Raw genomic sequence first — 25143 nt, forward strand, 5'->3', positions numbered from 1 at the left:
CGCCGGCAGGCGCAGGGAGGACAACAGGCATGCAGGCAGTTGTAGTGCACGGCAAGGACGACCTACGGGTCGAAGAAATCGCGGAGCCCGATTGCGGACCCGGCGAGGTGCTCATTGCGATGGAATGGGGCGGCATTTGTGGCTCCGATATCGCGTATTGGAGGCACGGCGCCTCAGGCACTGCGGTTCTGCGCGACCCGCTAGTGCTGGGCCATGAGGTAGCCGGCAGGATCGCCGCCATCGGAACAGAAGCGGCGTCGGAACTGGCCCGCCAGGGGATCGGGATCGGCGCACCGGTAACGGTGCATCCGGCAACCTTGGTGGGCGACCACCAGGTGCCGGCCGAAACCGCCCACCGAAGCAACCTCTGGCCCGAGGTACGCTACCTTGGCTCCGCCGCGTTCGCGCCGCACGAGCAGGGCGGATTCAGTCGCTACCGCGCCGTTCGCCCCGGGCAACTGCGCGTAGTTCCGGACGGCGTCAGCCTCAAGCAGGCAGCCCTCGCCGAGCCGTTTGGTGTAGCACTGCACGCCCTGGCGCGTGCCGGTGACGTGACCGGCAGGACAGTGTTGGTCAACGGGTGCGGACCTATCGGTGCCCTGGCCGTTGCGGCGGCCAAAGCTGGCGGTGCTGCCCACGTGGTGGCCTCGGACCTGTCCGCCGCTGCGCTGGGGATCGCCCGCCGGATGGGTGCCGACGCCACAGTGAACCCGGCCGATGGCGGTGTCCTCCCGGCCGACGTCGACGTCGCCATCGAGGCCTCCGGAGCACCACGCGCGCTGGGCGGCGTCATCGCTGCCGTCCGGCGCGGCGGCGTTCTGGTCCAGGTGGGTAACCTCCCTGCGGGCGAGGTCAACGCTGCCCTGGGCAATATCGTGACGCGGGAGATTGACTACCGGGGATCGTACCGGTTTGTCGACGAAATCTCCGCTGCCCTGGAGCTCATGGCCGGTGGTGTGGATGTCTCCCCACTGATGACACATGAGGTATCGCTCGTGGACGCGCTGGCTGGCTTTGAGATCGCTGCGGACCGGACTTCCGGATCCTCGAAGGTCATGATCCGCCTCGGCTGACGCCGGGCCTGCGGGGAAACCACAAGGGGTCCGCAGCCTTGCGGCTGCGGACCCCTTGTTGTGTGTTGGATAGTGCTACTTGGGTTCCCGGACTTCCGGCAGCTCCGGGGCAACGACGGCGGTTGGAGCCTTGGCAACACCGCCGGCAGCCTTCGTGGAGCCGCGGCGTTCGATCCAGACCGCGATCCGTGAAACACAGATGTTGATCGCAATGTAGATCGCGGCGGCGACGAAGAAGATGGGGAACAGGAACGCGTTCCCCAGGAAGTCCGCCATCACCTGGACCGCGCGAAGCAGCTCACCGTAGGCCACGATGTAACCCAGCGAGGTGTCCTTCAGGAGAACCACCAGCTGGGCAACCAGTGACGGCATCATCCGGCGCACAGCCTGCGGCAGTTCGATCAGCATCCGGGACTGGAAGCTGGTCAGGCCGATGGTCAGGCCGGCTTCACGTTGTCCCTTCGGCAGTGACTGGATGCCCGCGCGGATGATTTCCGCGAAGATGGCCGCGTTGTAAAGGACCAGCCCGGCGATCACCGCGACGAACGAGCTGGTGCCGAACACCAGCAGGACAAAGAGCATCATGAGGACAACCGGCATGCCGCGCAGGAACTCGAGGACCACCCGGGTGGGGATCCGGATCCAGGCCACAAGGGAGATGCGCAGGAGGCAGAGCATCAGGCCGAGCGGAAAGGCAATCACTGCAGCAATGGCGGCGGCGCTGAGGGTTGCCCCGATGCCGTTTCCGAGCAGCATCCAGACATCGCCCCGGGTGAAGATGGCCCAGCGGCGGCCTTCGAAGATGCCCTGCTGGGCAAGGGTCATGATGATAAACACCAACAGGCCGAGGATCACCACCGTGCCAATGATGGAACCGATCAGCGAAACCCGGCGGGCCTTGGGGCCCGGGACGTCGTAGAGGACTGAAGTCATCGGGCAATCGCCACCTTTCGTTCCACCGTGCTGGCCAGGATGCCCAGCGGAACGGTGAGGAGCAGATAGAAGAACGCCACGCCCAGCAGTACAGCCATGACCTGGTCGCCGTTGGCATTGGCCATCTGGCGGCCGTAGCCGAACAGCTCAAGGACGAAGAACGCGCCCGCGACGGAGGAGTTCTTTACCAGGGCAATGAGGATGTTGATCAGCGGCGGAATCACCGTCCGCAGGGCCTGCGGGAGGATGATGAGTGAAAGCACCTGGCCAAACTTCATGCCAATGCTTCGCGCTGCTTCCGCCTGGCCGATCGGCACGCTGTTGACACCGGAGCGGACAGCTTCTGCGATGAAGGCCGCGGTATATGCGCTGAGGGCGATGATGGCGGCGACCTCGAACTGTTCGAAGGTCACGCCGAGCCGAGGCAGGACGATAGCCGCGAAGAAGAAGGCGATGGTCAGGGGCGTGTTCCGCAGGACTTCCACGTAAACCATGCTGAACCCGCGCAGGGCCGCGACGGGGGAGACGCGGGCGGCGGCCAGAAGGGTTCCGACGATCAGGGCGATAATCCCGGAGACGACAGACAGGAAAAGAGTGCGGAGAAGGCCTTCCCAATACAGGGGGAGGTTTTCGAGAATGACTTCCATAGGATCCTTCGGCTCTGGGCGTAGAGGGTCGAAAAACAGGCTGGCGGTTTCCGGGGGAGGCACTGTGCACCTTGTCCCCGGAAACCGCCGTTGCTACCCGGTGTTAGTTAGTAGCGGTTGATGGCGGGAAGCTCAGGGGCGGTCTTGATGACCGAACCTGCAGTGGCTTCCCAGGCCTTCTTGTAGGACCCGTCCTTCGCGAATTCCTCGAGCTGGTCGTTGATCCAGTTACGGAATTCCGTGTCATCCTTCTTCAGGCCGATGCCGTAGGGCTCCTTGGTGAAGGTTTCATCCGAGGCCAGCTTGAAGGCCTCCGGCTCCTTGTCCACAAAACCGGCCAGGATCACGTTGTCCGTGGTGATGGCTTCAACCTGCTTGTTGCGCAGCGGCTCAAGGCACGCGGAGTAGGTTGCGGCCGGAACAAGCTCCGCACCGTACTTGTCCACGATGGTGGCTGCCGGGGTGGAGCCGGTCACGGAGCAGACCTTCTTGCCCGCAACGTCTTCAGGCTTGGTGATGGAGGTGTTGTCCTTGTTCACCATCAGCGCCTGCCCGGCTTCGTAGTACGGCCCGGCGAAGCTGACAACCTGCTTGCGCTTGTCGTTGATGGTGTACGTGGCGATCACCAGGTCAACCTTGCCCTGCTCGATGAAGGGTTCGCGGTTGGCGGAGACCGTTTCGGACCACTCGATCTTGTCCGCTGCAATACCAAGCTTGGCGGCGATGAGCTTGCCCATCTCGACGTCGAAGCCGACCGGCTTGCCGTCCAGGCCAACCTGGCCGAAGAGCGGCTGATCGTACTTGGTGCCAATCTTGATGGTGCCGGCAGAGGCCAGCTTCTCCATGGTGGTGCCTGCGGCGAATGTCGGCTTGTCGGCCACGGTGGGGTTGTCGGTGGCGCCCGGCGTGCCGCCGCCACAGGCGCTCAGGGACAGTGCAAGGGCGGCGGTAGCCGCCACGAAGAACGACTTCCGGCGGGTCATAAATGCCTTCATGACATTCCTTTCATTGATTGGCCGTGGGTCACGGCCAGGATGCGAACTGGAGTGTGTGTTCGGTAAGGGGAATCAGTGCGTGAGCAGCTTGGAGAGGAAGTCCTTGGCACGGTCACTCTTGGGGTTGGTAAAAAATTCCTCGGGCTTGGCGTCTTCCACGATCTGGCCGTCGGCCATAAAGACCACCCGGTCGGCGGCTTTCCGCGCGAAGCCCATCTCGTGCGTGACCACCACCATGGTCATGCCTTCCTTGGCCAGCTGGATCATGACATCAAGGACCTCGTTGATCATCTCGGGGTCGAGGGCAGACGTGGGCTCATCGAAAAGCATGACCTTTGGCTTCATGGCCAGGGCGCGGGCGATGGCCACACGCTGCTGCTGTCCGCCGGAGAGCTGGGCCGGGAGCTTGGGGGCCTGATGACCCACGCCTACCCGCTCCAGCAGGGCCATGGCTTCCTTGTCTGCCTGCGCCTTGGCTACGCCTTTGACCTTGATGGGTCCAAGCGTCACGTTCTCAAGGATGGTCTTGTGCGCGAAGAGGTTGAAAGACTGAAACACCATGCCGACGTCGGCGCGGAGCTGCGCGAGCTCCTTGCCTTCCTCCGGCAGTACCTTGCCATCAATGCTGATGGTGCCGGCCTCGATGGTTTCCAGGCGGTTGATGGCACGGCACAGCGTGGACTTGCCCGAGCCTGAGGGGCCGATGACAACAACCACTTCGCCCTTCTTGACCTGAAGATTAATGTCCTTCAGAACGTGCAGCTGACCATAATGCTTATTCACACCATTCAGGGAGACGAGCGCGTCGCCGGGCACATGAGTAGTCATAAGAAGAATCTAGCGAACAAAGACCGCATATGACGGGAATCACCCCATGTTGCCGCGGATCGTGATTCAAGAGATACCTGCCACGGGCGCGGCAGCGTGGCATTAGCCTTGGGGGATGAGCATCAACGCAGATCCGGCCAAAACTTCCCAGCCGCGCCGTAAAGGGCCCCTCGAACTTCGCCGTAAGCAGGCAGCCGTCGAGATGTCCGATCAGCATCTGCTTGATACCAAGGGAGCCGGGCAGTTCGTCCATTCGGATCCCTGGCGTGTCCTCCGGATCCAGAGCGAGTTTGTGGAAGGGTTCGGTGCCCTCGCCGATCTGGGACCGGCCGTCAGCGTATTCGGGTCAGCGCGGACAAAACCCGGCAGCCAGTACTACGAAATGGGCATGGCCGTGGGCCGCCATCTGGCGGCAGCAGGCGTGGCCGTCATTACCGGCGGCGGTCCCGGTTCCATGGAGGCTGCGAACCGCGGCACTGTTGAAGGGAACGGCGTCTCCGTTGGCCTGGGCATCGAACTGCCCTTTGAGCAGGGCCTGAACCAATGGGTGGACCTCGGCATCAACTTCCGCTACTTTTTCGCCCGGAAGACCATGTTCGTCAAGTATGCCCAAGGCTTCATCGTCCTCCCCGGCGGCCTCGGGACTCTCGACGAACTGTTCGAAGCAATGGTCCTGGTCCAGACGCGGAAGGTGACCTCGTTCCCCATTGTGCTCCTCGGCGTCGACTTCTGGGGTCCGATGATCGAATGGATCCGTGGCACCCTGGTGGCCGAGGGCATGGTTTCGGAAAAGGACCTGGACCTGATCCAGGTGGTGGACGATCCCGCCGAAGCGGTGGAGCGTGTGCTGGGAACAGCCCCGGTCCCCTCCACCAACGGGGAGCAGCGGCCCGAATAGCCGGTGCGTCCACATCTGGCACGATGGGTGCTGTGAGTTTTTTCCTGGTCTTCCTCGCCGTGTTGCTGATCGGTGCCACCCTCTGGGCAGGCGTCGGCGGGCGCCGGGGCATCCTGCGCGGCGTCCGCCGCAGCTCCGAACCTGATCCGGGCGCGGACCCGGCCGGCCATCAGCCGCCCGGGACGGGGCTGCTGTACGGCGGTTTCACCCAGCCCCCGGCCAACCTGCCGCCTGTGCTGCTGCCCGCCAACCCCGCCCCGGCGGACATAGACCATGTCAGGTTCTCCCTCGGTCTCCGTGGTTATCGCATGGATCAGGTGGACCAGGTCCTCGACGAACTTCGCGACCAGCTCGCCGCCAAGGATGCGGAACTGGCGCAGCTCCGGGCGCGTCTGGACGGGGCTGAGCGGGCAGCCCGGCCGGAGGCAGGCGCTTGAGTACTGACACAGGGGACCGGACGGGCCCGACGGCGTCACTCACCGCACTCGGGGTGCGCGCCGCGGGTGCGGTCCGGCGCTGGCCGTGGTGGCTGCAGGTGGCAGTCCTGTACGTCGCTGCCAGACTGGTCACCGCGTGCATCTTCATGGCGGCGGCCCTCCACCAGGGACCCAATCCCTGGTTTCCTCCCAAGCCCGATTACTGGAATTTCATCAACATCTGGGATGCGCGCTGGTATGCGCGGATCATCACCGACGGGTACCCGGCCCCGCTGCCGACGGACGCCGCGGGCAATGTGCTGGAAAATGAATGGGCCTTTTACCCGCTGTTTCCGGCCCTTGGCAGGGCGCTCGCCGGACTGACCGGGGCAAGCCCGGCGGCGGCGCTCACAGTGGTGGCGATGCTCTCCGGGCTGGGCGCCTCCCTTGCCGTGTACTGCCTTTTCAGGCACAAGGCTTCACACAGCGCAGCGTCATGGGGGACGGCGTTCTTCGCGACTTTTCCCGCCTCCGCCATTCTCCAGGTCCCCTACGCCGAACCCCTGACCCTCTTCCTGCTGGCCACCGCACTCATGCTGGTCATCCGCCGGAACTACCTGTTGGCCATGCCGGTGGTGGTGCTCCTGTGCCTCTCCCGCCCGGTGGGGGTTCCATTTGCGGCCATGCTGGGACTGCTCTTCCTCGCGCGCACGGTGGAACGTTTCCGTAAGGCGCCGGAGGGCTCCCACAGCCCGCGGGGACTCGTTTCCCTTGCGGGACTCACCGCCGTGTGCGGTGCCTCAGCCCTGGTCTGGCCGGCAGCGGCCTGGGCCGCCACAGGAGACATTGCTGCCTACACCAAAACGGAGACTGTGTGGCGGGGCCACGACCTCGTGCTCTTCAAACCCTGGTTCGATACGGGCGTGGACCTTTTCGGTCCCGTCCTTGGGGTGCTGGCGCCGTTCGTCTTTGCGGGGCTCTTTGCGCTCCTGCTTTTCTCCAGGCCAGTGTTGCGCCTGGGTGCTGAGCTCCGTCTGTGGTGTGCCTGCTACATGGCGTATCTGCTGCTTTTCCTGCACCCGCAGACCAGCACCTTCCGGATGCTGCTTCCGCTGTTTCCGCTGGCCCTCGCCGCGGCGCTGCTGTCCCGGTCACGGGCCTACCGCGGCACCGTCCTGACCATGTTTGTCCTGCTCCAGATCGTATGGATCGTCTGGCTGTGGGCGTGGGCCCAGCTTCCGGGCGGCGGAGATTATCCGCCCTGATCACTGGCGGGGCCGGTCTGACAAATCCGACAATCCGACGTGGCCGTAAATGTCCATCGATTAGCTACGTGCGGGTAATTACAGGATAATAGGGAGTAAGCAAGGACAACAGGATTCAGAAATGTTCACGCATGGCGGCATCAGTACGGGCCGCCATGGCGGCTTGATTTGACTACGCGGATACAGCCCGTCCGGGCTGATATGTTCTGGGACTAATTGGAGGGGAAATTCCTCATGGCGGCTATGAAACCTCGCACCGGCGACGGCCCTATGGAAGTTACCAAGGAGGGCCGCAGCCTGATTATGCGCGTTCCGCTCGAAGGCGGCGGACGCCTTGTGGTGGAACTTAACGCGGCGGAGGCGGCCAATCTTAAGGAATGCCTCGTCGGCGTTACCGAGTAATTTGGTGGCCGAATAACTTCGCTGGGCGAGGGTCCGCAGCCGATTGGCTGCGGACCCTTTTCTATGTCGTGACTGCCGCTATTTCTTGACCGCCAGCAGCAGGCCGTCGCCGGTGGGCAGCATCGCGGAAGCCAGCCGTTCGTCGTCGCGAATCGCCCTGCCGACCTGGCGCAGGACCACCGTGTTGGCGTCCCTGGCAGCAGGGTTGGCAACCCGGTCCTTGTCCAGGGCGTCGTTGATGATCAGCAGCCCGCCGGTCTTCAGCAGCCGGACAGCCTGCTCCACGTAGCCGGGCAAGCCGGGCTTGTCGGCGTCGATAAACACCAGATCATAGGCGGCGTCGGTCAGGCGCGGCAGGACGTCGCCGGCACGGCCCGAGATGGTCCGCGTGCGGTTGGCCGGGCTGCCGGCCTCCGAAAATGCCTCGCGCGCGGCTTTCAGGTGTTCCACGTCAACGTCGATGGTGGTCAGCACCGCCTGCGGGCCTAATCCCCGCAGGATGCACACACCCGAAACGCCCGCGCCGGTTCCGATTTCGACGGCCGTCTGGGCCTTGGAGCCTGCAGCCAGGACCGTCAGGACGGCTCCCACGCCTGCGCCGATCGGCGTCACGCCCAACTCGAAGGAGCGCTCCCTGGCCCGCAGCATGACCTCATCCTCGGCGGGCAGATCTTCTGCGTAGGACCAGCTCGTGGACTTGTCGGCGCTCATGGGGGATTCGCTTTCTGGGCGGCAGGGGGAGTGTCTAGTACAGCGTACTGCGTCCGTGGCTGCCAGCAGCGGAAGGAATCCGTTGCGCCTTCGGCTGAAGACCCCCGCCGATCAGGAAATTCCCAGCGAACTTTGAAATGATGGAGATCCGCTCATCCGTGAGGTGATCGGCGCCGAACCAGAGATGTCAACAGTATCCGGGCGATAGTAATCCACGATGGGAGTGGACGATGTCAGCAGATGCGGCACCTGTCCCTGCAACCGACCTTTCTGCCGCTGTATGGGTCAGGCCGACCTGGGAGGAAGTGGTGGCCAACCACTCCGCCAAGGTATACCGGCTTGCCTACCGCCTGACCGGGAACAAGTACGACGCCGAGGATCTCACGCAGGAGGTGTTCGTGCGGGTCTTCCGTTCGCTGGAAAACTTCAAGCCGGGAACACTCGACGGCTGGCTGCACCGCATCACCACCAACCTGTTCCTCGATCAGGCGCGCCGGAAGAGCCGCATCAGGTTCGACGCACTGGCGGAGGACGCAGAATCCCGGATCCCGGGACGGGAACCAGGGCCGGAGCAGAGCTTCGAGCTCAACAACCTCGACCTTGACGTCCAGGCAGCCCTGGAGGAATTGCCGCCGGACTTCCGCGCCGCCGTCGTGCTGTGTGACCTGGAGGGCCTTTCCTATGACGAGGTCGCCGCCGCCCTTGGGGTAAAACTCGGGACGGTGCGGTCGCGGATCCACCGCGGGCGGACCATGCTGCGCGAAAAGCTGGCCCATCGTGATCCCCGGCCACAGCAGGGCCGGAAGCCCAAGCTGTCACTGCCGCGCATCGCCAGCATTCTCTGATCGGCACCATGACGCTCCAGAACCCCTTCGGCCGCCGCCATCACCGCGGTGCCGGGCATCTACAGAGCTGCGGAGAGTGCGCGGCCGCCGTCCAGCGTGAACGCCAGTACATCCAGCGGCTCCGCGAAGCTTCCGTTCCGCCTGCCAGCGATGACCTCACAGCCCGCCTGCTGGCTAGGACAGAACTCCTCGCGGCCACGCCGTCGCCGTCGCCCGGCCAGCCCTCAGCAGTGCGCGTCCTGGCACTGACGGCCGGCGGGACAGCCGCCGCCGCGGGTCTCCTTGCCGTGGGCGCCTTCGCGCTGGCGGGGGACAGCCTTCCGTTGGCGGGGCCGGCCCTGAACGGGAACCTGTTGCAGCAGGCCGCCCAGGTGCCCGCTGACGGGAGGGAGCTCACCGCCCCGCAATTGTCCGCACTTCGCTCCGAGGGGTGGGTCTGCCCGGAGCTTGAGAGCCTCGGCTTCCACGTGCGGAGCGCGAATGCCATTACGGTCAACGGCATGCCTGCGGTGGAGCTGCACCTTTCAGACGGGCAGCACTACGCCACAGTCGTGGAACAGCATCCCGTGGACCCTGCTGGAAACGTCGGGAGCCTGGTGGTCAGCAAGCAGGCTCCCTGGACGGCCACGTATGAAACGGCGGCAGGCAGGTTCACGCTCGAGTCCGATCTTCCTGCCGACGTGGCCGACGACGCCCTTCCGGTGCTCCAGCGGCTCAGTGCTGTTGCCGTCGAAGGGATCGATGCCGGCACGTCCCCGGACGCCGCGCCGGATACGGCACAAGATGATTCGCCGGCCGCCCGGCTGGAGCGCGGAATCCGTAAAATCGGGGAGTTGCTGACGCGGTGACCGGGGCACGTTCCGGACCGGGCGGGCACGAATCGTCAGAGACGCTTCGGAGAGGGTAATCTTCCTAAAGTGTTTGGAATCAACGGCCCTGAGTTCTTCCTGCTCCTGATCATCGGCATCCTGGTGATCGGTCCTCAACGGCTGCCCGAATACACCCAGAAACTTGCGAACCTGGTTAAGGAAGTCCGCCGGATGGCATCCGGCGCGCGGGAGCAGATCAAGGAAGAAGTCGGCATTGACATCGACGATGTCGACTGAAAGAAGTACGATCCCCGCCAGTATGATCCGCGGCGCATCATCAAGGAAGCGCTGCTGGACGATGACACCAAACCTGTCAGCAGCGGGGCACCTGCGGCTGTAGCTGCCGTTTCCGGCGCTGCCGCGGCTGCAGCCGCACCGGCAGTGACCTCCCGGCCCGCGCGCGTGGTACAGACGCTGCCGCCGGGCACTGCCGCCCCGTTCGACACCGAAGCCACGTAAGCCCCAACCGCCTCACCCAAGAGCGTCAGCGGGGCTGGAGCCCCAGCTTCAGTCCCGTCAGGCCACGGGGTTTGGCGGCCAGCTTCCCCGCTATTCCGTTCAAGGCCATGGCCGCCGGAGTCTCCGGCCGGCTCAGCACAATCGGCGAGCCGGCGTCGCCGCCCTCCCGCAGCAGGATGTCCAGCGGAATCTGCCCCAGCAGCGGAACGTCGGCACCTACTGTTGCGGTGAGCCTTTCGGCGAGAACCGCCCCGCCGCCGCTGCCGAACAGTTCCATCCGCCCGCCGTCGGGCATCTCCAGGTAGGACATGTTCTCGATGATGCCGGCCACCGACTGCCCCGTCTGGGTGGCGATGGCACCGGCCCGCTCGGCCACGTCGGCGGCCGCGGCCTGTGGCGTGGTGACCACCAGGATCTCGGCTTTGGGCAGCAGCTGAGCAACAGAGATGGCAATGTCCCCGGTGCCGGGCGGCAGGTCAAGGAAGAGGGCATCGAGGTCGCCGAAGTACACGTCGGTCAGGAACTGCTCCAGGGCGCGGTGAAGCATCGGGCCGCGCCAGGCGACAGGCTGGTTGCCTGCGACGAACATGCCGATGGAGATCACCTTGACGCCATAGGCCACCGGGGGCAGGATCATGTCGTCCACCCGGGTAGGCGCCTGGGTGATGCCCATCAGGCCCGGAACCGAGAAGCCGTAGACATCGGCATCCACAATTCCAACCCGGAGGCCCTGGGCTGCGAGGGCACAGGCCAGGTTCACGGTGACCGAGGATTTGCCCACGCCGCCCTTCCCGCTGGCCACAGCAAAGACCTTGGTCAACGAGCCCGGCTCATTAAAGGGAATGCCGCGCTGGCCGCCGGCGCCGCGCAACTGCTCCTTCAGGGCGTCCCGCTGTGCCTGGTTCATCACCTTCAATTCGACCTCAACGGCGGTCACGCCGGGAACCGCGGAGAGGGCCTTTTCGGAGTCAGCCGTAATGGTGTCCCGCAGCGGACAGCCGGCGATGGTCAGCAGAACAGCCAGCCGGACGCTGCCATCGTCGGAGATATCCACGGACTCCACCATGCCCAGTTCCGTAATGGGACGGCGAAGCTCGGGATCGATCACGGTAGCCAGCGCAGCGTGGACTGCCTGCTCCAGGGTGGCGCTCATTCGGGCAGGGCTCAGCTTTCGGGGGTAGGGGTGTGCTTAGGGCCGGCAGCGGTGTCTTTTGCCTCGGCCGCGCCGGGGTCGGGCCCGGCAGCGGAGGGGCCGGTGGCGACATGGCTTGGTTTGACCCTCGGCATCTGCTGCGTGCGCGGGTTCCGCTGTTTGTCGCGCTTTTCCTTCAACTTCTCCTTGACCTTGTCCCGCGGCGACTCGTGGCTCCCCGTTCCTGCGGGGTCATGGGTGCGCAGTTCCTCCTGCGCTTCCAGCATGTCCTCAAGGAGTGAGCGCAGTTCCGCCCGGACGTAATCGCGGGTGGCCACTTCGCGCAGCGCAATCCGCAGCGATGCAAGCTCCCGGGTGAGGTACTCGGTGTCGGAAAGGTTCCGCTCGGCCCGCTGCCGGTCCTGCTGGAGTGATACCCGGTCGCGGTCATCCTGCCGGTTTTGGGCCAGCAGCAGCAGCGGGGCGGCATAGGAAGCCTGCAGCGAGAGCATCAGGGTCAGCAGGGTATAGCCCAGCGCGCGGGAGTCGAACTGCCACTCCAACGGGGCCCACGTGTTCCAGACAAGCCAGACCACCACAAACACCGTCATATAGACGAGGAATTGCGGCGTGCCCATAAACCGGGCGAAGCCTTCGGTGGCATGGCCGAAGGCATCCGGATTGGGTGAGAACTTGGGCAGGATGCGCTGGCGGCCGCTCAGCGGCGTGTCCAGGCCACCTTTGGCTGGTGCTTTCCCCTGGCCGCGCTGGCCGCCGGAGTTCTTTGGGGCGCCGGTGTCAGCCAATACGGCCTCCCAGTTTTCTTATCGGGGCTTCGCCATCATAGGCGCGCCAGTCATCCGGCAACAGATGATCCAAAACGTCATCAACAGTCACCGCCCCCACAAGGCGGCCGTCGTCATTGACCACGGGGAGGGAGTTCAGGTTATACGTCGCTAGGGTCCTTGCGACCTCACTGATGTGGGCCTGGTCCGACACCGGCTCAAGGTTCTTGTCCACCAGGTTGCCCAACGGTTCGAAGGGCGGGAAGCGCAGGAGCTGCTGGATGTGGACGACGCCCAGGAAACGTCCGGTGGGGGTTTCGAGCGGCGGCCGGGTGATGAAGATGGACGATGCGAGGGCGGGGGAGAGCTCCTCGCGACGGACGTGCGCGAGGGCCTCGGCAACGGTTGCCTCGGGCGGCAGGATGACCGGAACCGGTGTCATCAGGCCGCCGGCAGTGTCTTCGTCGTATTCGAGCAGACGCCGGACGTCTTCGGCGCCTTCGGGTTCCATCAGTTGCAGCAGCTGCTCAGCCTGGGCGGAAGGAAGCTCGCCAAGGAGGTCGGCGGCGTCGTCCGGATCCATCTCTTCCAGGACGTCAGCCGCGCGCTGGACGTCAAGGGCGGAAAGGATCTCCACCTGGTCGTCCTCGGGCATCTCCTGCAGGACGTCGGCGAGCCGCTCATCCTGGAGTTCGCTGGCCACCTCGAACCGGCGCTTGTCGCTCATCTCCTGCAGCGCTTCGGCAAAGTCCGCGGGCTTGAGGTCCTCGTGGTTGGCCACGAACTGCGTAGCAGCCTGTGGCTCGGTGCGGGCGCCCTGGAGGGCGTCGGCCCAGTCGATGATCATGGTCTCGTTGCGCCTCAGCCGGCTGAGCGGCGAGAGCGAGTGGCCCCGCCGGACAAATAGCTTGCTGACGAACCAGTCGCGGGAGCGATGCTGGTCCATGGCGATGTCCTCAATGGTGGCGTCGCCGCTGCCGTCCCTCAGCGTGACCCGCCGGTCGAACATTTCCGCAACGACCAGAGTCTCCGCGCCGCGCTGCTCAAAGCGCCGAAGGTTGACCAGCCCGGTGCAGATGATCTGCGTCTGGTCGATCGAGGTAATGCGCGTCATAGGGACGAAGACGCGCTTCTTGCCCGGAACTTCGACGACGATACCCACCACGTGCGGCGCGCCCCGGCTGCCGCGGGAGAGGACCACAACATCGCGCAACCGTCCCAGGCGGTCGCCCAAGGGGTCGAAGACATCAAGACCCAGAAGGCGGGCCACAAAGACGCGCGAAAGATTTGTGCTCACGCCTACAGGCTACCGAGTCTGCTCTCTTTTAGCTGAATTTGCAGGCGGCACACATACAGATGGGCAAGAATGGGTGTATGTCAAACATTTTTGGTGCTCCCAAGGCCGGTGGCCCCGCCGGACCGGACGACGCCCGCGCGGTCCCTTCCGGTGACACCGTCGGCTCGTACACCTCCTACTTGGATGCCCAGAAGGCGGTGGACTACCTCGCAGACCAGCAGTTCCCGGTCCAGATGGTGTCCATCGTGGGCAACGAACTCAAAATGGTGGAGCGGGTGACCGGCCGCCTCAGCTACCCGCGGGTGGCGCTGTCCGGCGCGCTAAGCGGCATGTGGTTCGGTTTGTTCGTCGGCGTCATGCTGTCTTTCTTTGCGCCGTCGCCCGGCTACTTTTCCATCCTGGCTTCGGTACTGATGGGTGCTGCCTTCTTTATGCTCTTCGGCATTGTCACCTATGCCATGCAGCGTGGAAAGCGGGACTTCACCTCCACCAGCCAGGTGGTTGCCACCAACTACGACGTTGTGGTGTCGGCTGAGGCAGCCCACGAGGCGCGGCGCCTGCTGCAGCAGCTGCCCATGACCCGTTCGGATGCGGCCGCCGCTCCTTACAGCGCGCAGGGCTACCAGGGCCCGCATTACGGCCAGCCGGGCAACCAGCAGGGCCAGTATGGCCAGCCAGGCCAGGCACCAGCCCGGCCCGCGGGTTGGAACGACCCCTACGGTCAGCAGGGCGCGGGGACACCCGCTCCCGGCGACCAGGGGCAAAGCGCTGTAAACCCGGCGGAACCGGCGCAGGGCGCGCAGATAGAGGGCGCGGCCCAGCCCGCCAAGGCCCCCGTGGCAGCGGTCCGTTATCCGGATCTCCCGGACGGCCGCCCCCAGTATGGTGTCCGCGTGACCGATCAGCCGGCAGCAGGCCAGTCCGCTTCGGCCCGGCAGGCCGACGGCCAGCCCCAGGCCCACCCTGATTCCTCAAAGGACAACGGGGACTCCACGCCGTAAGGGGCAACGCGGAGAACGAACGGCACACAAATGAACTCCGCCTGGACCCGGCGATCACCGGGTCCGGGCGGAGTTCTTTTTGCCTGGAGCAGTCGCTCCCGCTATTTCACGCTGCCGGCTGTCAGGCCGCCTACAAGGTACTTCTGGAACATGAAGTAGAGCACCACCACGGGTACGGCGCACACGAGCGACGCCGCCATCATCTGTGAATAGACGGGGATCGCCCCGCCCTCGACGGCTGAAGCGAAGACCTGCAGGGCCACTGCTGCGGTGTGCGTGTCCGGCCGGGTGAAGACCGACGCGAACAGGACGTCGTTCCAGCCGAGCAGGAACGCGAAGATTGCCGACACGATAATTCCGGGCCAGCTGAGCGGAATGATGATCCTGAAGAGGATCCCGAGGTTGGAAGCGCCATCAATGCGAGCCGCCTCCTCGAGTTCGCGCGGCAGGCCGCGAAGATAGGTCACCATCACCCAGGTTGAGAACGGCAGGGCGAACGTCAGGTAGGCGATGAACAGGCCCCAGAGGGTTCCGATGACGGTCACACCCAGGTAGGTTCCGGCGGAGGAAAACAGGACAAACACGGGGAGCAGCATCAGCGTTCCGGGGATGGACTGGAGCCCCAGCAGGCCGCGGAGCACGGTCAGCCGGCCCCGGAACTCAAACCGGACCAGCACATACGCCGTGCCGATGGCCATCAGGGCGGAGACCGCTGCTGTAGCACCGGAAACGATCAGGCTGTTCCCAATGGCTTTCGCCAGGCCCACCGAATCCCAGATCTTGTTGTAGCTGTCCAGAGAGAAACTGCTCGGCCAGAACTCCCCGCTGGCTACCCCCACGTCCGTGTTCAGCGAGGCCAGGAAGATGTAGAGGATGGGAACCAGTACCAGGGCGCAGAGCAGGACGGTGATGACAGCCAGCAGCGGCCTTGGCATGAGGCGGGTGACCTCCAGGGCCGCATCGCGCCGGACGGGCTGTTTTGACTGCCGCTCGATCGGGTTTGCTGCGTCGACGGTCATTTCTTTCCTCCCTCGTGCACATCAAGCCGGACTGCGCGCAGGTAGATGAAGAGCGGAATGGCAATCAGAATGAGCGAGACCACCGCCATGGCTGCACTGAGGCCAAAGCGGAAGCTCTGGAAGCTGGTGACATAGACCAGGATGGGCAGCACGTTCACATCTGATGGGGCCGGCGCCCCAAACAGCACGTAAGGGAGGGTGAAGTTGTTGATGTGGTTCAGGGTTGCCAGCAGGAAGGCGAGCGAGACGGGCCCTTTCAGGTAGGGGAAGATCACGTACCGCAGCTTGTTCCACCACAATGCGCCGTCGAGCGCGGACGCCTCGTGGACCTCGTGGTCGACCGCCTGCAGTCCGGACAGCGCCAGCAGGTAAATGAACGGCCAGGCCGCCCAGATTTCGACCCAAACCAGCGTCCAGTACGCGTTCGGACCGTTGAGCCACAGACCGCCATCCATGCCGATGTTGGTAAGCGTCACATTCACGATGCCGTCCGGCTGCAGCATCGTTCGCCACACGCTGGCCACCACGAAGGACGGCAGGACGTAGGGAATCAGGAAGACCGAACGCACCAGTGCCCGGCCGCGGTAGGCGTTCTGGGTGACCACGGCGGCGGCCACGCCCAGGGGGACGGTGACCAGGGTGGAGATCACCGCGAAGGACACGGAGAGCCAAATGGAGCGGAGCAGGTCGCTGCTCAGCGCCGCTTCGATGTAGTTCTGGACACCGATGAATTCGGCACTGACCCACCGGCGCAGGGTGTACTGATCGAGGTCGATCAGTGACATCCAGATACCCATGGCCAGCGGGATGAGGATGACGATCGTCATCAGCAGCCCGCCGGGAATCAGCAGCCACAGTGGCCTGTTCTTTTCGCTGAGCGCCTTCCGGCGCTTCCCGCCGGGAGTGGGACCGCCGGGGGCGGCGGCCGCCCCGGCCGCCGGACTGCTGTCCGACGGCCGGGGCTCTGTCACGCTGCTAGCCATGTTCGGTAACCTTCCGCAGGTGTCCGGTCGGTCCTACTTCTTGGCCCGGTCCAATGCCGTTTGCGACTTGGCCTGTTCGTCCTTGAGCCGCTGGGTCAGGTTGGATTCGCTGACCTCGCCGGAGGAGAGGTCAGGGATGGACTGGACCACCACGTTCGTCAGTGACAGCTGGACGTCGCCCCATGCGCCGCTGAACGGTGTTGCTACAGACTTGGCGCCTGACTCAAGGGCCGGTGCAATAACTTCGTTGCTGGCGAGTTCGTTCGCTGCTTCCTGGTTGGCAGGGAGCTGGCCGAAGACCTTGAAGTAGTTGAGCTGCACATCCTTTTCCGTGATCATCTTGATGAACGCAAAAGCGAGGTCTTTCTGCTTCGAGTAGTCAGCAACCACGAGGTTGTCACCGGAGAGGATGCTGGACGCGGGCTTGCCGTCAGAAGGGTTTGCGGTCTCGCCCGGCGGGACGGTGGGCATCAGCGCATACTTGTATTTGCCCTTGACCGCCGAGGCGTCCAGCGCGGGGATGGACAGCGGCGAGGTCATGGGGAAGTAGCCGGCTTTGCCTGCGGCGAAGGCTGCCAGGGCCTGCGGGTTGGCCCAACCGACGGAAGCCGGGTCAACCACCTTGTCCTTGGTCACCCAGCCGAAATAGGTCTCGTAGGCCTTCTTGGTGATGGGGTCGTCGAGGCGGACCTTGTCGCCGTCAATGATGGGGTTGCCTGCCTGGATGGACATGCCCCAGATGTACTTCCACGGATCGAAGTTGTCCTTGTAAGCCACTGCGACGCCGTACTGGTCGCCGGTGGTGAGCTTCTTGGCATGTTCAGTGAATTCATCCCAGGTGGTGGCGGGCTTCTCAATCCCGGCCGCGGCCAGCAGCTCGGTGTTGTAGGCCATGACGAACGGCCGGCTCACGAAGGGAATGCCGATCTGGTTGCCATCATCCGGACCCGAAATGCCCAGTGCAGCGGGTACGAACTTGTCCTTGCCGCCGAGCGCGTTCCATTCGTTGTCGGCGAGCTTCACGAATGCCCCGGTGGAGTACGCAGTGGGAGTGAAAGTGGTGCCCAGGCCGTAAACGTCCGGGCCCTGTCCGGAGACGACTGACGTCTGGATCCGGGTCATCTCGTCATTGGCCGTGGCGAACGTCTCCCACTGGATGTCGGCCCCGGTCTCGGCCTTGAACTTGGTGCTCATCTCCTTGAACCAGGCCTGCTGCTCCTGGGGATACTGCGCCGTGACGTTCATCAGGACGTTGAGCGTTTTGCCGGCGCCATCCACTTTCCCGCCGGTAGCGCCGGAGGTAGTGCCTCCTGTATCGCCCGACCCGCCACACGCGGCAAGCATCAGGACCGAAATGGCCGCTGCGGCAACTGCACCGAGGCGACGTGGTTTGGACATACCCATGAGACTTCTCCTTTGAAGACATACATTGCGGCAGAGACCCCAGACTGAACCACAGTCTACGATTTCTTTCTCCGCGCACAGCGTATTCACCGGAGCCAAACTTTGGCAAGCGATTGCCAAAAACCGTTACCGGAGCTTCATCATGGGAACGGACAGGGAGCGGCCGGGGAACCGGGCATGCCCCGTCCTTCGTCAGGCGGTGTGCCTGCCCGCCACGGCGTGGTCCACCTCGCCGTAGATGCCTGCCATCCAGGATTCGACGTCGTCAGCCGTGCGGGGGAGTGCGGCGCTGAGGTTGACCGGACCGTCCTCAGTCATCAGGATGTCGTCCTCGATCCGCACGCCGATGCCGCGATACTCCGCCGGAATGGCCAGGTCCTCGTTCTTGAAGTAGAGGCCGGGTTCGATGGTGAAAACCATGCCTGCCGTAAGGACGCCGTCGAGGTAAAGTTCCCGCTTGGCCTGGGCACAGTCGTGGACATCGAGGCCGAGATGGTGACTGGTGCCGTGCGGCATCCACCGCCGGTGCTGCTGGCCCTCGGGGCTGATGGCTTCCTCGACGCTGACGGGGAGCAGCCCCCACTCGGCGAGGCGTTCTGCGAGCACCGTAGTGGCGGCAGTGTGGATATCGCGGAACCTGGTGCCCGGGCGGGCTGCGGCGAATCCGGCGTCGGCCGCGTCGAGAACCGCTTCATAGATTTTGCGCTGGATGTCGGTGAAGGTGCCGTTGGCCGGCAGGGTCCTGGTGACATCGGCGGTGTACAGCGAATCAACCTCCACGCCGGCATCCAGCAGGAGCAGTTCGCCGGCGTTCACCCGGCCGGTGTTCCGCGTCCAGTGCAGCACAGTGGCGTTGTTGCCGGCTGCGGCGATGGTGTCGTAGCCGAGTTCATTGCCCACCTCGCGGGCACGGGCGAAGAACGCGCCTTCCACAACGCGTTCGCCGCGGGCGTGGGTCAGGGCGCGGGGAAGCGTCTTAACCACTTCCACAAAGCCCTCGACGGTGGCTGCTACCGCCGTCATCATCTGTTCAACTTCCCACTCGTCCTTCAGGAGGCGGAGCTCGGACAGTGCCTCGGACAGCTTCTCGTCCAAAGCGTCCAGAACGGCGAGGTCCAGGTTGTCCGGATCCTTGGCCGTGTTGTAGCGGGCAGTGTCCACCAGGGCGTCGATGTTCTCGTCCACCTTGCGGACGAGACGCACGGAGATGCCGCCGATCTCCGGGGCCCCGACGTTCTTGGTGATGGCCGTTTCCAGCCCGTCAATGTGGGCGGTGGGCAGGCCCAGCCGGGCCTCGAACTCAGCAAGCGTGGGGCGGGCGCCGATCCAGAATTCGCCTGAGCGCGAGTCGGCGTAGAACTGTTCCGTATCCCGGCCGGCCAGCGGCCGGAAGTAAAGGGTAGCGCGGTGGTGCCCGCCGTCGTCGCCCTTTCCTTCGCCTGCCGGTTCCAGGATCAGGACGGCGTCCGGCTCGTGGTCAAGGCCCAGCCCGGTGAGGTGCGCGAAGCCGGAGTGCGGGCGGAAGCGGTAGTCGCAGTCGTTGGAGCGGACCTTCAGCGGGCCGGCGGGGATGACCAGGCGTTCGCCTTTGAACTGGTCTGAAATGGCTCTGCGCCGGGCCGCGGCGTAGTTGGCCACGGCGTCCCGGGCCGGCGGCTGCTGGTCGGCGGGCGCCCAGTTGCTGGCCATAAAGGCCTTGAAAGCATCAGAACTGGGCCGCTGCGAGCGGTTGTTGACGCGCTCGTCGAGTGGCTGGGAAGCAGAGTTCAGGGTATTTCCGGCATCGTTCACGGCACCATCGTCTCACCAGCGGCGGGGAGTGCGCGAACACAGGAGTCAATGCCCGGACCGGCGCGGTCTACTAGGCTGGGCAAGTGAGGATTGACCTGCATGCCCACTCCAACGTTTCCGACGGCACGGAAACCCCTGCTGACGTCATGGCCTCTGCCGCCAGGGCGGGCCTGGACGTCATCGCCCTGACGGACCACGACTCAACGGACGGCTGGGCGGAGGCATCCCGCGCGGCCCTGGACCACGCGGTTGCCCTCGTGCCGGGGATGGAAGTCTCCTGCCGGACGGAGCAGGGAATCAGCGTGCATCTGCTGAGCTACCTGCACGATCCTGCTCATCCGGGGCTTCTCGAGGAAATCACCAAGGCCAAGGACGCGCGTCTCACCAGGGCAGAGCGCATGGTGAGCCTGCTCGCCGAGGACTACCCGCTGACTTGGGACGACGTCATCCACCACGTCGCTCCCGGTGCCACGCTGGGGCGTCCGCACATCGCTGATGCCCTTGTAGCGGCCGGCGTGGTGTCGGACCGGTCGGAGGCCTTCACCTCCATCCTCACCTCGCGTTCGCGCTATTTTGTCCAGCACTACGCACCCGACCCGGCAGCCGCCGTCGAACTTGTCCGTGCGGCCGGAGGCGTCCCTGTTTTCGCCCATCCGGTGGCCTCTGCCCGCGGCCGCATTGTGGGGGAGCGCGTATACCAGGAAATGATCGACGCCGGCCTGGCGGGCCTGGAGATCGAGCACCGCGACAACCCTGAAGAGGGCCGTGAATTCCTCCGCGGTCTGGCTGCCAGGCATGGACTCCTGGTGACCGGGTCCTCGGATTACCACGGCACGGGAAAACCCAACCTGCTCGGGGAGAATCTCACCACAGCGGAGGTGCTGGCCCGGATCGAGGAGATGGCGACAGGGACCGCCGTCGTCCGCCCCTGACACTGCCCCACCTCAAATAGGTAGCAGTAACTGTCGTTTTGGAGGCTGAAAACGACAGATAGCGCTACTTACTTGGGCGGGAAGGACGTAAAGGTCGCCTTGGCACCCAGCCGCTTGGCCATGACGTCGATGGCGGGCTGGTTCTGGTCCACGCACACGAACTTCCGGTCCAGCTTGGCCGCCACCGCGCCAAGAGTTCCGGAACCGGCAAAGAAGTCCAGGCACCAGTCACCGGGCCGGCTGGACGCGGCCACCACCCGGCGGATGAGGCCCTCGGGCTTCTGCGTCGGGTAGCCGGTCTTTTCCTTGCCGGTGGGTGAAACGATGGTGTGCCACCAGACGTCGGTGGGCAGCTTCCCGAGCTCCCGCTTGGCCGGGGTCACCAGCCCGGGAGCCATGTACGGTTCCCGGTCGACCTCCGCGCTGTCGAAGTGGTACTTGGCCGGGTTCTTGACGTACACGAGGATGTTGTCGTGCTTGGTGGGCCAGCGGTACTTCGCCCGCGCACCGTAGTCGTACGCCCAAATGATCTCGTTCAGGAAGCACTCGCGGCCGAAGATGGCATCGAGCATCACCTTGGCGTAATGGACTTCCCGGTAATCCAGATGGAGGTAGAGCGTGCCGTCGTCAGCCAGCAGCCGCCACGCTTCCACGAGCCGCGGCTCCAGGAAAGACCAGTAATCGCTGAACGCGTCATCGTAGCGGTGCAGGGCGCCCTTGATCGTGTCGTACGAACGGCCCTTGAAACCCACGCGGTCCCCGTCACCGCCGGCGTTGAGCACCATTCGCGTTTCCTGGCGCGTCTGGGCCCTGCCGGTGTTGAAGGGCGGATCCACGTAAATGAGTGTGAAGGCGCCGTCCGGCAGCGAGGGGAGGAACTCCGCGTTGTCCGCGTGAACCACCAGGTTGCTGCCGTCCGGCGCCCAGACGGTGTCAGTCATCGAGGCTGTTAGGCCCCTGCGTTGCCGGGCAGTGAGCCCTTGTCGGCTCCGGCCACTACTTCGCCGTTGCGGCGGCGGGTGCGGGTCCTGCTGCGGCGGGCACGGGGGTCGACTTCGCCCTCGGCCGTGGCCGCGGCAGCCGGTTCGGCGGCGGGCCCGGTGCCGGCTGCCGCCGCATCGGGCGTACGACGACGGCGGTCACCTGAGCGGGCACCTTCGGAGCCGCTGCGGCGGCCGGAGTCACGGCCGCCTGAGCGGCCGGCGTCGCGTCCGCCGTCGCGCCCTGCGTCCCGTCCGCCGTCCCTTGCGCTGCCGCGCGCGTTCTTTTTGCCGGTCTCGCCCAGGTCCTCGAGGACTTCAGCGTCAACTCCGGCGAGCGTGCGCTTGTTGCGGGGCAGCCGGCCCTTGGTGCCTTTCGGGATGTCCAGCTCTTCATACAGGTGCGGGGACGAGGAGTACGTCTCCACGGGCTCCGGGTAGCTCAGGCCCAGTGCCTTGTTGATGAGTCCCCAGCGGGGCATGTCGTCCCAGTCAACGAAGGTCACGGCGGTGCCCTTGTTGCCGGCGCGGCCGGTGCGGCCCACGCGGTGCAGGTAGATCTTTTCGTCCTCAACGCACTGGTAGTTGATGACGTGCGTGACGTCGTCCACGTCGATGCCGCGGGCGGCGACGTCAGTGGCAACGAGGACGTCCACCTTGTTGTTGCGGAAGGCCCGGAGGGCCTGCTCGCGGGCACCCTGGCCGAGGTCGCCGTGGATGGCGGCGGCGGCGAAGCCACGGTCCACCAGTTCCTCGGCAACCTTCGCGGCCGTTCGCTTGGTTTTGGTGAAGATGATGGTGCGGCCGCGGCCGCGGGCTTGCAGGATGCGCGCAACAACTTCAACCTTGTCCATGCTGTGGGCACGGTAGATGAGTTGGCGGATATCGCGCTTGGTGAGGCCCTCGTCGTCGGGATCAGCTGCCCGGATGTGGGTGGGCTGCGTCATGTACCGGCGTGCCATGGCGATGACCGGGCCGGGCATGGTGGCGGAGAACAGGAGGGTCTGACGGACCGCCGGCGTAGCCGCGATGAGCGTTTCCACATCCGGGAGGAAGCCCAGGTCCAGCATTTCGTCGGCCTCGTCAAGGATGACCATCTTGACGTTCTTCAGCACCAAGTGCTTCTGCTTGAACAGGTCGATGAGGCGGCCGGGGGTGCCCACCACCACCTCGACACCCTTCTGCAGGGCCTCCACCTGTGGCTCGTAGGCACGGCCGCCGTAGATGGTGGCGATGCGGGCATTACGCTTCCGCGACGCGTTCTGGAGGTCGTTGGCCACCTGGACAGCCAGTTCGCGGGTAGGCACAATGACCAGGGCCTGCGGCGCACCGGGAACGGCGAGCTTGTCGAAGCCGGCGTCGTCCGGGCCCACCACGCGCTGCAGCGCAGGGATGCCGAAGCCGAGGGTCTTGCCGGTGCCGGTCTTGGCCTGGCCAATGATGTCGTGGCCGGAGAGGGCTACGGGCAGGGTCATGGCCTGGATGGGGAAGGGGTGGGTGATCCCGGCGTCAGCAAGGGACTCGACGATATCGGCGCGGACGTTGAAGTCGGCGAAGGATTTCTCCTCGATCTCATGCGGCTTCTCATCCGAGATGATGGTTTCTTCGGGTTCGATTGTTTCGATGCCGGAATCGTCAGTCAGGATCTGGTGGGTATGCAATTCACTCACAGGGGAGTTTCCTTATTCATTTGGGCATTGGCGCTGCGTGCTCAACGGCCGGCCAACGTGGCCGGACCGGAGCACGCTCGAAGCGCGCAAGCAATCCAGTGGAAGCCGATCGCGGGCTATCTAAATGCTGGCACTGGTGACCAGCGGGTCAATCTCAAGATCGCGTAGGGGCGGGCTTGTTGAATTCAAAATCAAGGAAATCAACGACCGGGCATCCATATCTACTTCTCCAGTCTAGCCGCACGGACCCCAAATACCGGCTTTTGCCCGTTCAGGCAGGGCCGGTGCACCTCAGGGCAGCAACTCGAAGTGGACCTCACGGGCGGCGATGTCGGAGGAGATCAGGCGGACCCGGACCTTGGTCCCGGACTCGAGGTCGCCTGCGCACCGCGCCGTGACGGCTGGCTCGGCGATCTGGATGATCCCAGACGGCCCGTTTCCGTTCTTAGCGGCACCGTTCCTGCCGTTTCCGTTCTTGCCCGCGCCGCCGTTTCCGTTGTCCTTCTGGGGCTTGGATCCTGAAATGACGATTGCATCAAAGTCCTGGCCAACGTGGTTGACCAGGAGCGCCGCCTCCACGGTGTCCAGGGCCATGCGCTCCATCCGTGCTGCCAGCTGGTCCGAGCCGGCCATGATTTCCGGCAGGGTGGGCAGGGCTTCCCGCGCCCAGTCCGGCACCGGCTTGCCGTTGCTGAGGGCCTCGCAGATCACCAGGACAAAGCGGTCTATGAGTCGCCGGAGTGGCGCCGTGGTGTGGGCGTAGGCGGCGCCAATCGCCGACTGGATGGCATCGTCGGGAACATCGCCGTCAAAGGCCGTGTAGCTGGCTCCGCGAAACAGCATGCCGGCGGAATGCATGATGGCCAGTTGCCGGGGCTCGGTGGGATCGAGGCTGCGAAGGTACTCGCCATAGCTGATTTTCCCGTCCCAGGCCTTGCCGAGGGCCACGGTCTGGAGCCGGAAATGCCGGAGTGAGCGCTCGTCAGGGGCGGGCATGGTGCGCAGGATGCCGACTTTTCCGGCGAGCATCAGATTGGCGGCCGCCATTCCGGTCATCAGGGAAATCTGCGCGTTCCAGTCCTCCACCGGGAGCTGCGGGGCAGCGGCAATCCGGTAGCCGCCGTCGGGCGTCTGCACGATTTCCTGTTCCGGCATGTTCAGGCTGGCACCGCCGCGCTGCCGTTCCAGCTCAACGCGTTTGAGGCCGACGTCCTTCAGCAGCTGCAGGACGGGATTGGCGGTTCCGGCGTCGATGTCCGCCTGGACGCCCTTGTAGTCCAGCTTGGCCCGGCTGCGGATGGTTGCACGCCGGACGGAGACGCTGGAGACGTGCGCGGCGTCGTCGAGCCCGAAATCCCACACGAACGCTGAACACAGCTGGTCCGCCAGGAGGCTGCCGGCCTGTTCGCTGATGACCTCGGGGTGCAGCGGAATCCGGCCGTCAGGGGCGTAGAACGTCTGGCCGCGGCGGCGCGTTTCGGTGTCCAGGCTGCCGCCGGGGCGGACAAACGAGGGTACATCCGCGATGGCGTACAGCACCCGGTAGCCGGCGCCGGCGCGTTCGATGAACAGTGCCTGGTCCAGGTCCGTGGACGACGCCGGATCGATCGTCAGGAACTCAACGTCCGTCATGTCGGTGGCGGGTAGCTGGTGCGCAGCAACGGCCGCTTCGGCGTCGCGGACCGCTTCTGCCGGGTAAGGACCCGGCAGTTCCAGCTCGGTCCGCAGGGCGCTCAGTGCTGCCGCGAGGGCGTTGGTCTGCTCGTGGACGTTGGGGGCCAACCGATGATGGGACACGAAAGTCAGGT

General features: G+C 64.9%; 24 protein-coding genes and 1 pseudogene. 10 read left to right on the top strand and 15 right to left on the bottom strand.

The window, feature by feature from the left end; all coding sequences use genetic code 11:
• Positions 1 to 29 precede the first annotated feature (29 nt).
• A complete protein-coding gene (locus tag GUV69_RS00275) occupies positions 30 to 1073 on the top strand; it encodes an L-idonate 5-dehydrogenase (RefSeq protein ID WP_164198755.1) in 1044 nt (347 codons plus the stop codon).
• Positions 1074 to 1148: 75 nt separating this feature from the next.
• Here GUV69_RS00275 and GUV69_RS00280 read toward each other — a convergent pair whose 3' ends face one another.
• The 4 genes from GUV69_RS00280 to GUV69_RS00295 all read right to left on the bottom strand — a co-directional run bounded on the left by GUV69_RS00280 (position 1149) and on the right by GUV69_RS00295 (position 4476).
• Complete coding sequence (locus GUV69_RS00280) at positions 1149 to 2006, bottom strand: amino acid ABC transporter permease (RefSeq protein ID WP_164198756.1); 858 nt, start codon at positions 2004 to 2006, stop codon at positions 1149 to 1151.
• Positions 2003 to 2653: an amino acid ABC transporter permease gene (locus tag GUV69_RS00285; protein ID WP_164198757.1), complete on the bottom strand. Its 651-nt coding sequence runs from the start codon at positions 2651 to 2653 to the stop codon at positions 2003 to 2005. Before GUV69_RS00285 ends, GUV69_RS00280 begins: the two co-directional genes overlap by 4 nt.
• Positions 2654 to 2760: 107 nt before the next feature.
• Entirely contained in the window at positions 2761 to 3648 is an 888-nt protein-coding gene (locus GUV69_RS00290) for a glutamate ABC transporter substrate-binding protein (protein WP_164198758.1), read from the bottom strand.
• 72 nt (positions 3649 to 3720) lie between these two features.
• Entirely contained in the window at positions 3721 to 4476 is a 756-nt protein-coding gene (locus GUV69_RS00295) for an amino acid ABC transporter ATP-binding protein (protein ID WP_164198759.1), read from the bottom strand.
• A gap of 115 nt (positions 4477 to 4591) precedes the next feature.
• Here GUV69_RS00295 and GUV69_RS00300 point away from each other — a divergent pair, with 115 nt between their 5' ends.
• The 4 genes from GUV69_RS00300 (at position 4592) to GUV69_RS00315 (ending at position 7457) form a co-directional block, all read left to right on the top strand.
• Positions 4592 to 5374 (top strand): LOG family protein, encoded by a 783-nt coding sequence (locus GUV69_RS00300; RefSeq protein ID WP_164198760.1) that lies wholly within the window; start codon positions 4592 to 4594, stop codon positions 5372 to 5374.
• Positions 5375 to 5397: 23 nt separating this feature from the next.
• Positions 5398 to 5811, top strand: coding sequence for a DivIVA domain-containing protein (locus GUV69_RS00305; protein ID WP_164198761.1), 414 nt, complete (start codon positions 5398 to 5400; stop codon positions 5809 to 5811).
• A complete protein-coding gene (locus GUV69_RS00310) occupies positions 5808 to 7055 on the top strand; it encodes a hypothetical protein (protein WP_431197083.1) in 1248 nt (415 codons plus the stop codon). Before GUV69_RS00305 ends, GUV69_RS00310 begins: the two co-directional genes overlap by 4 nt.
• Before the next feature lie 234 nt (positions 7056 to 7289).
• A complete protein-coding gene (locus GUV69_RS00315; protein WP_009357720.1) occupies positions 7290 to 7457 on the top strand; it encodes a DUF3117 domain-containing protein in 168 nt (55 codons plus the stop codon).
• Positions 7458 to 7535: 78 nt separating this feature from the next.
• Here the strand turns inward: GUV69_RS00315 and GUV69_RS00320 are convergent, their stop codons facing one another.
• A complete protein-coding gene (locus GUV69_RS00320) occupies positions 7536 to 8168 on the bottom strand; it encodes an O-methyltransferase (RefSeq protein WP_164198762.1) in 633 nt (210 codons plus the stop codon).
• 230 nt (positions 8169 to 8398) lie between these two features.
• On the opposite strand from GUV69_RS00320, the gene sigE reads away from it, so the two are divergent.
• From sigE to GUV69_RS00335, 3 genes and pseudogenes are all read left to right on the top strand, one after another.
• Positions 8399 to 9013: an RNA polymerase sigma factor SigE gene (sigE, locus tag GUV69_RS00325; RefSeq protein ID WP_164198763.1), complete on the top strand. Its 615-nt coding sequence runs from the start codon at positions 8399 to 8401 to the stop codon at positions 9011 to 9013.
• 8 nt (positions 9014 to 9021) lie between these two features.
• Complete coding sequence (locus GUV69_RS00330) at positions 9022 to 9861, top strand: anti-sigma factor (protein WP_164198764.1); 840 nt, start codon at positions 9022 to 9024, stop codon at positions 9859 to 9861.
• 69 nt (positions 9862 to 9930) lie between these two features.
• Positions 9931 to 10341 (top strand): annotated as a pseudogene (locus GUV69_RS00335) (twin-arginine translocase TatA/TatE family subunit).
• A gap of 25 nt (positions 10342 to 10366) precedes the next feature.
• Here GUV69_RS00335 and GUV69_RS00340 read toward each other — a convergent pair.
• Genes GUV69_RS00340 through GUV69_RS00350 form a run of 3 tightly spaced genes read right to left on the bottom strand, consistent with a single transcriptional unit; the run spans position 10367 to position 13555 of the window.
• Positions 10367 to 11494: an Mrp/NBP35 family ATP-binding protein gene (locus GUV69_RS00340; RefSeq protein WP_164198765.1), complete on the bottom strand. Its 1128-nt coding sequence runs from the start codon at positions 11492 to 11494 to the stop codon at positions 10367 to 10369.
• 11 nt (positions 11495 to 11505) lie between these two features.
• A complete protein-coding gene (locus GUV69_RS00345; RefSeq protein WP_373458689.1) occupies positions 11506 to 12279 on the bottom strand; it encodes a DUF1003 domain-containing protein in 774 nt (257 codons plus the stop codon).
• Positions 12272 to 13555, bottom strand: a complete 1284-nt coding sequence (locus tag GUV69_RS00350) for a magnesium transporter MgtE N-terminal domain-containing protein (protein WP_164198766.1) — start codon at positions 13553 to 13555, stop codon at positions 12272 to 12274. The genes GUV69_RS00345 and GUV69_RS00350 overlap by 8 nt, the downstream gene beginning before the upstream one ends.
• Before the next feature lie 77 nt (positions 13556 to 13632).
• Between GUV69_RS00350 and GUV69_RS00355 the strand changes: the two genes are divergently transcribed.
• The gene (locus GUV69_RS00355) at positions 13633 to 14556 is read left to right on the top strand and encodes a YflT domain-containing protein (protein WP_244292577.1); all 924 of its coding nucleotides are present in this window, start codon (positions 13633 to 13635) and stop codon (positions 14554 to 14556) included.
• Between the two features lie 101 nt (positions 14557 to 14657).
• Here GUV69_RS00355 and GUV69_RS00360 read toward each other — a convergent pair whose 3' ends face one another.
• The 4 genes from GUV69_RS00360 to GUV69_RS00375 form a co-directional block, all read right to left on the bottom strand.
• Positions 14658 to 15491, bottom strand: coding sequence for a carbohydrate ABC transporter permease (locus GUV69_RS00360; RefSeq protein ID WP_244292814.1), 834 nt, complete (start codon positions 15489 to 15491; stop codon positions 14658 to 14660).
• 80 nt (positions 15492 to 15571) lie between these two features.
• Entirely contained in the window at positions 15572 to 16558 is a 987-nt protein-coding gene (locus GUV69_RS00365) for a carbohydrate ABC transporter permease (protein ID WP_164198768.1), read from the bottom strand.
• Between the two features lie 33 nt (positions 16559 to 16591).
• A complete protein-coding gene (locus GUV69_RS00370; protein WP_431197084.1) occupies positions 16592 to 17962 on the bottom strand; it encodes an ABC transporter substrate-binding protein in 1371 nt (456 codons plus the stop codon).
• A 192-nt stretch (positions 17963 to 18154) separates the two neighbouring features.
• Positions 18155 to 19753, bottom strand: coding sequence for an aminopeptidase P family protein (locus GUV69_RS00375; RefSeq protein WP_164198769.1), 1599 nt, complete (start codon positions 19751 to 19753; stop codon positions 18155 to 18157).
• A gap of 83 nt (positions 19754 to 19836) precedes the next feature.
• On the opposite strand from GUV69_RS00375, the gene GUV69_RS00380 reads away from it, so the two are divergent.
• Positions 19837 to 20685, top strand: coding sequence for a PHP domain-containing protein (locus GUV69_RS00380; protein ID WP_164198770.1), 849 nt, complete (start codon positions 19837 to 19839; stop codon positions 20683 to 20685).
• A 68-nt stretch (positions 20686 to 20753) separates the two neighbouring features.
• Here GUV69_RS00380 and GUV69_RS00385 read toward each other — a convergent pair whose 3' ends face one another.
• The 3 genes from GUV69_RS00385 to GUV69_RS00395 all read right to left on the bottom strand — a co-directional run bounded on the left by GUV69_RS00385 (position 20754) and on the right by GUV69_RS00395 (position 25132).
• Positions 20754 to 21626 carry a DNA-methyltransferase gene (locus GUV69_RS00385; RefSeq protein WP_164198771.1) on the bottom strand — a complete coding sequence of 291 codons (873 nt, stop codon included), beginning with the start codon at positions 21624 to 21626 and terminating at the stop codon, positions 20754 to 20756.
• An 8-nt stretch (positions 21627 to 21634) separates the two neighbouring features.
• Positions 21635 to 23335, bottom strand: a complete 1701-nt coding sequence (locus tag GUV69_RS00390; RefSeq protein ID WP_164198772.1) for a DEAD/DEAH box helicase — start codon at positions 23333 to 23335, stop codon at positions 21635 to 21637.
• Between the two features lie 291 nt (positions 23336 to 23626).
• Positions 23627 to 25132, bottom strand: a complete 1506-nt coding sequence (locus GUV69_RS00395) for an RNB domain-containing ribonuclease (protein WP_164198773.1) — start codon at positions 25130 to 25132, stop codon at positions 23627 to 23629.
• Between the last annotated feature and the right edge of the window lie 11 nt (positions 25133 to 25143).

This window comes from [Micrococcus luteus] ATCC 49442, from assembly GCF_010367585.1.
Lineage (GTDB): Bacteria > Actinomycetota > Actinomycetes > Actinomycetales > Micrococcaceae > Arthrobacter > Arthrobacter luteus_A.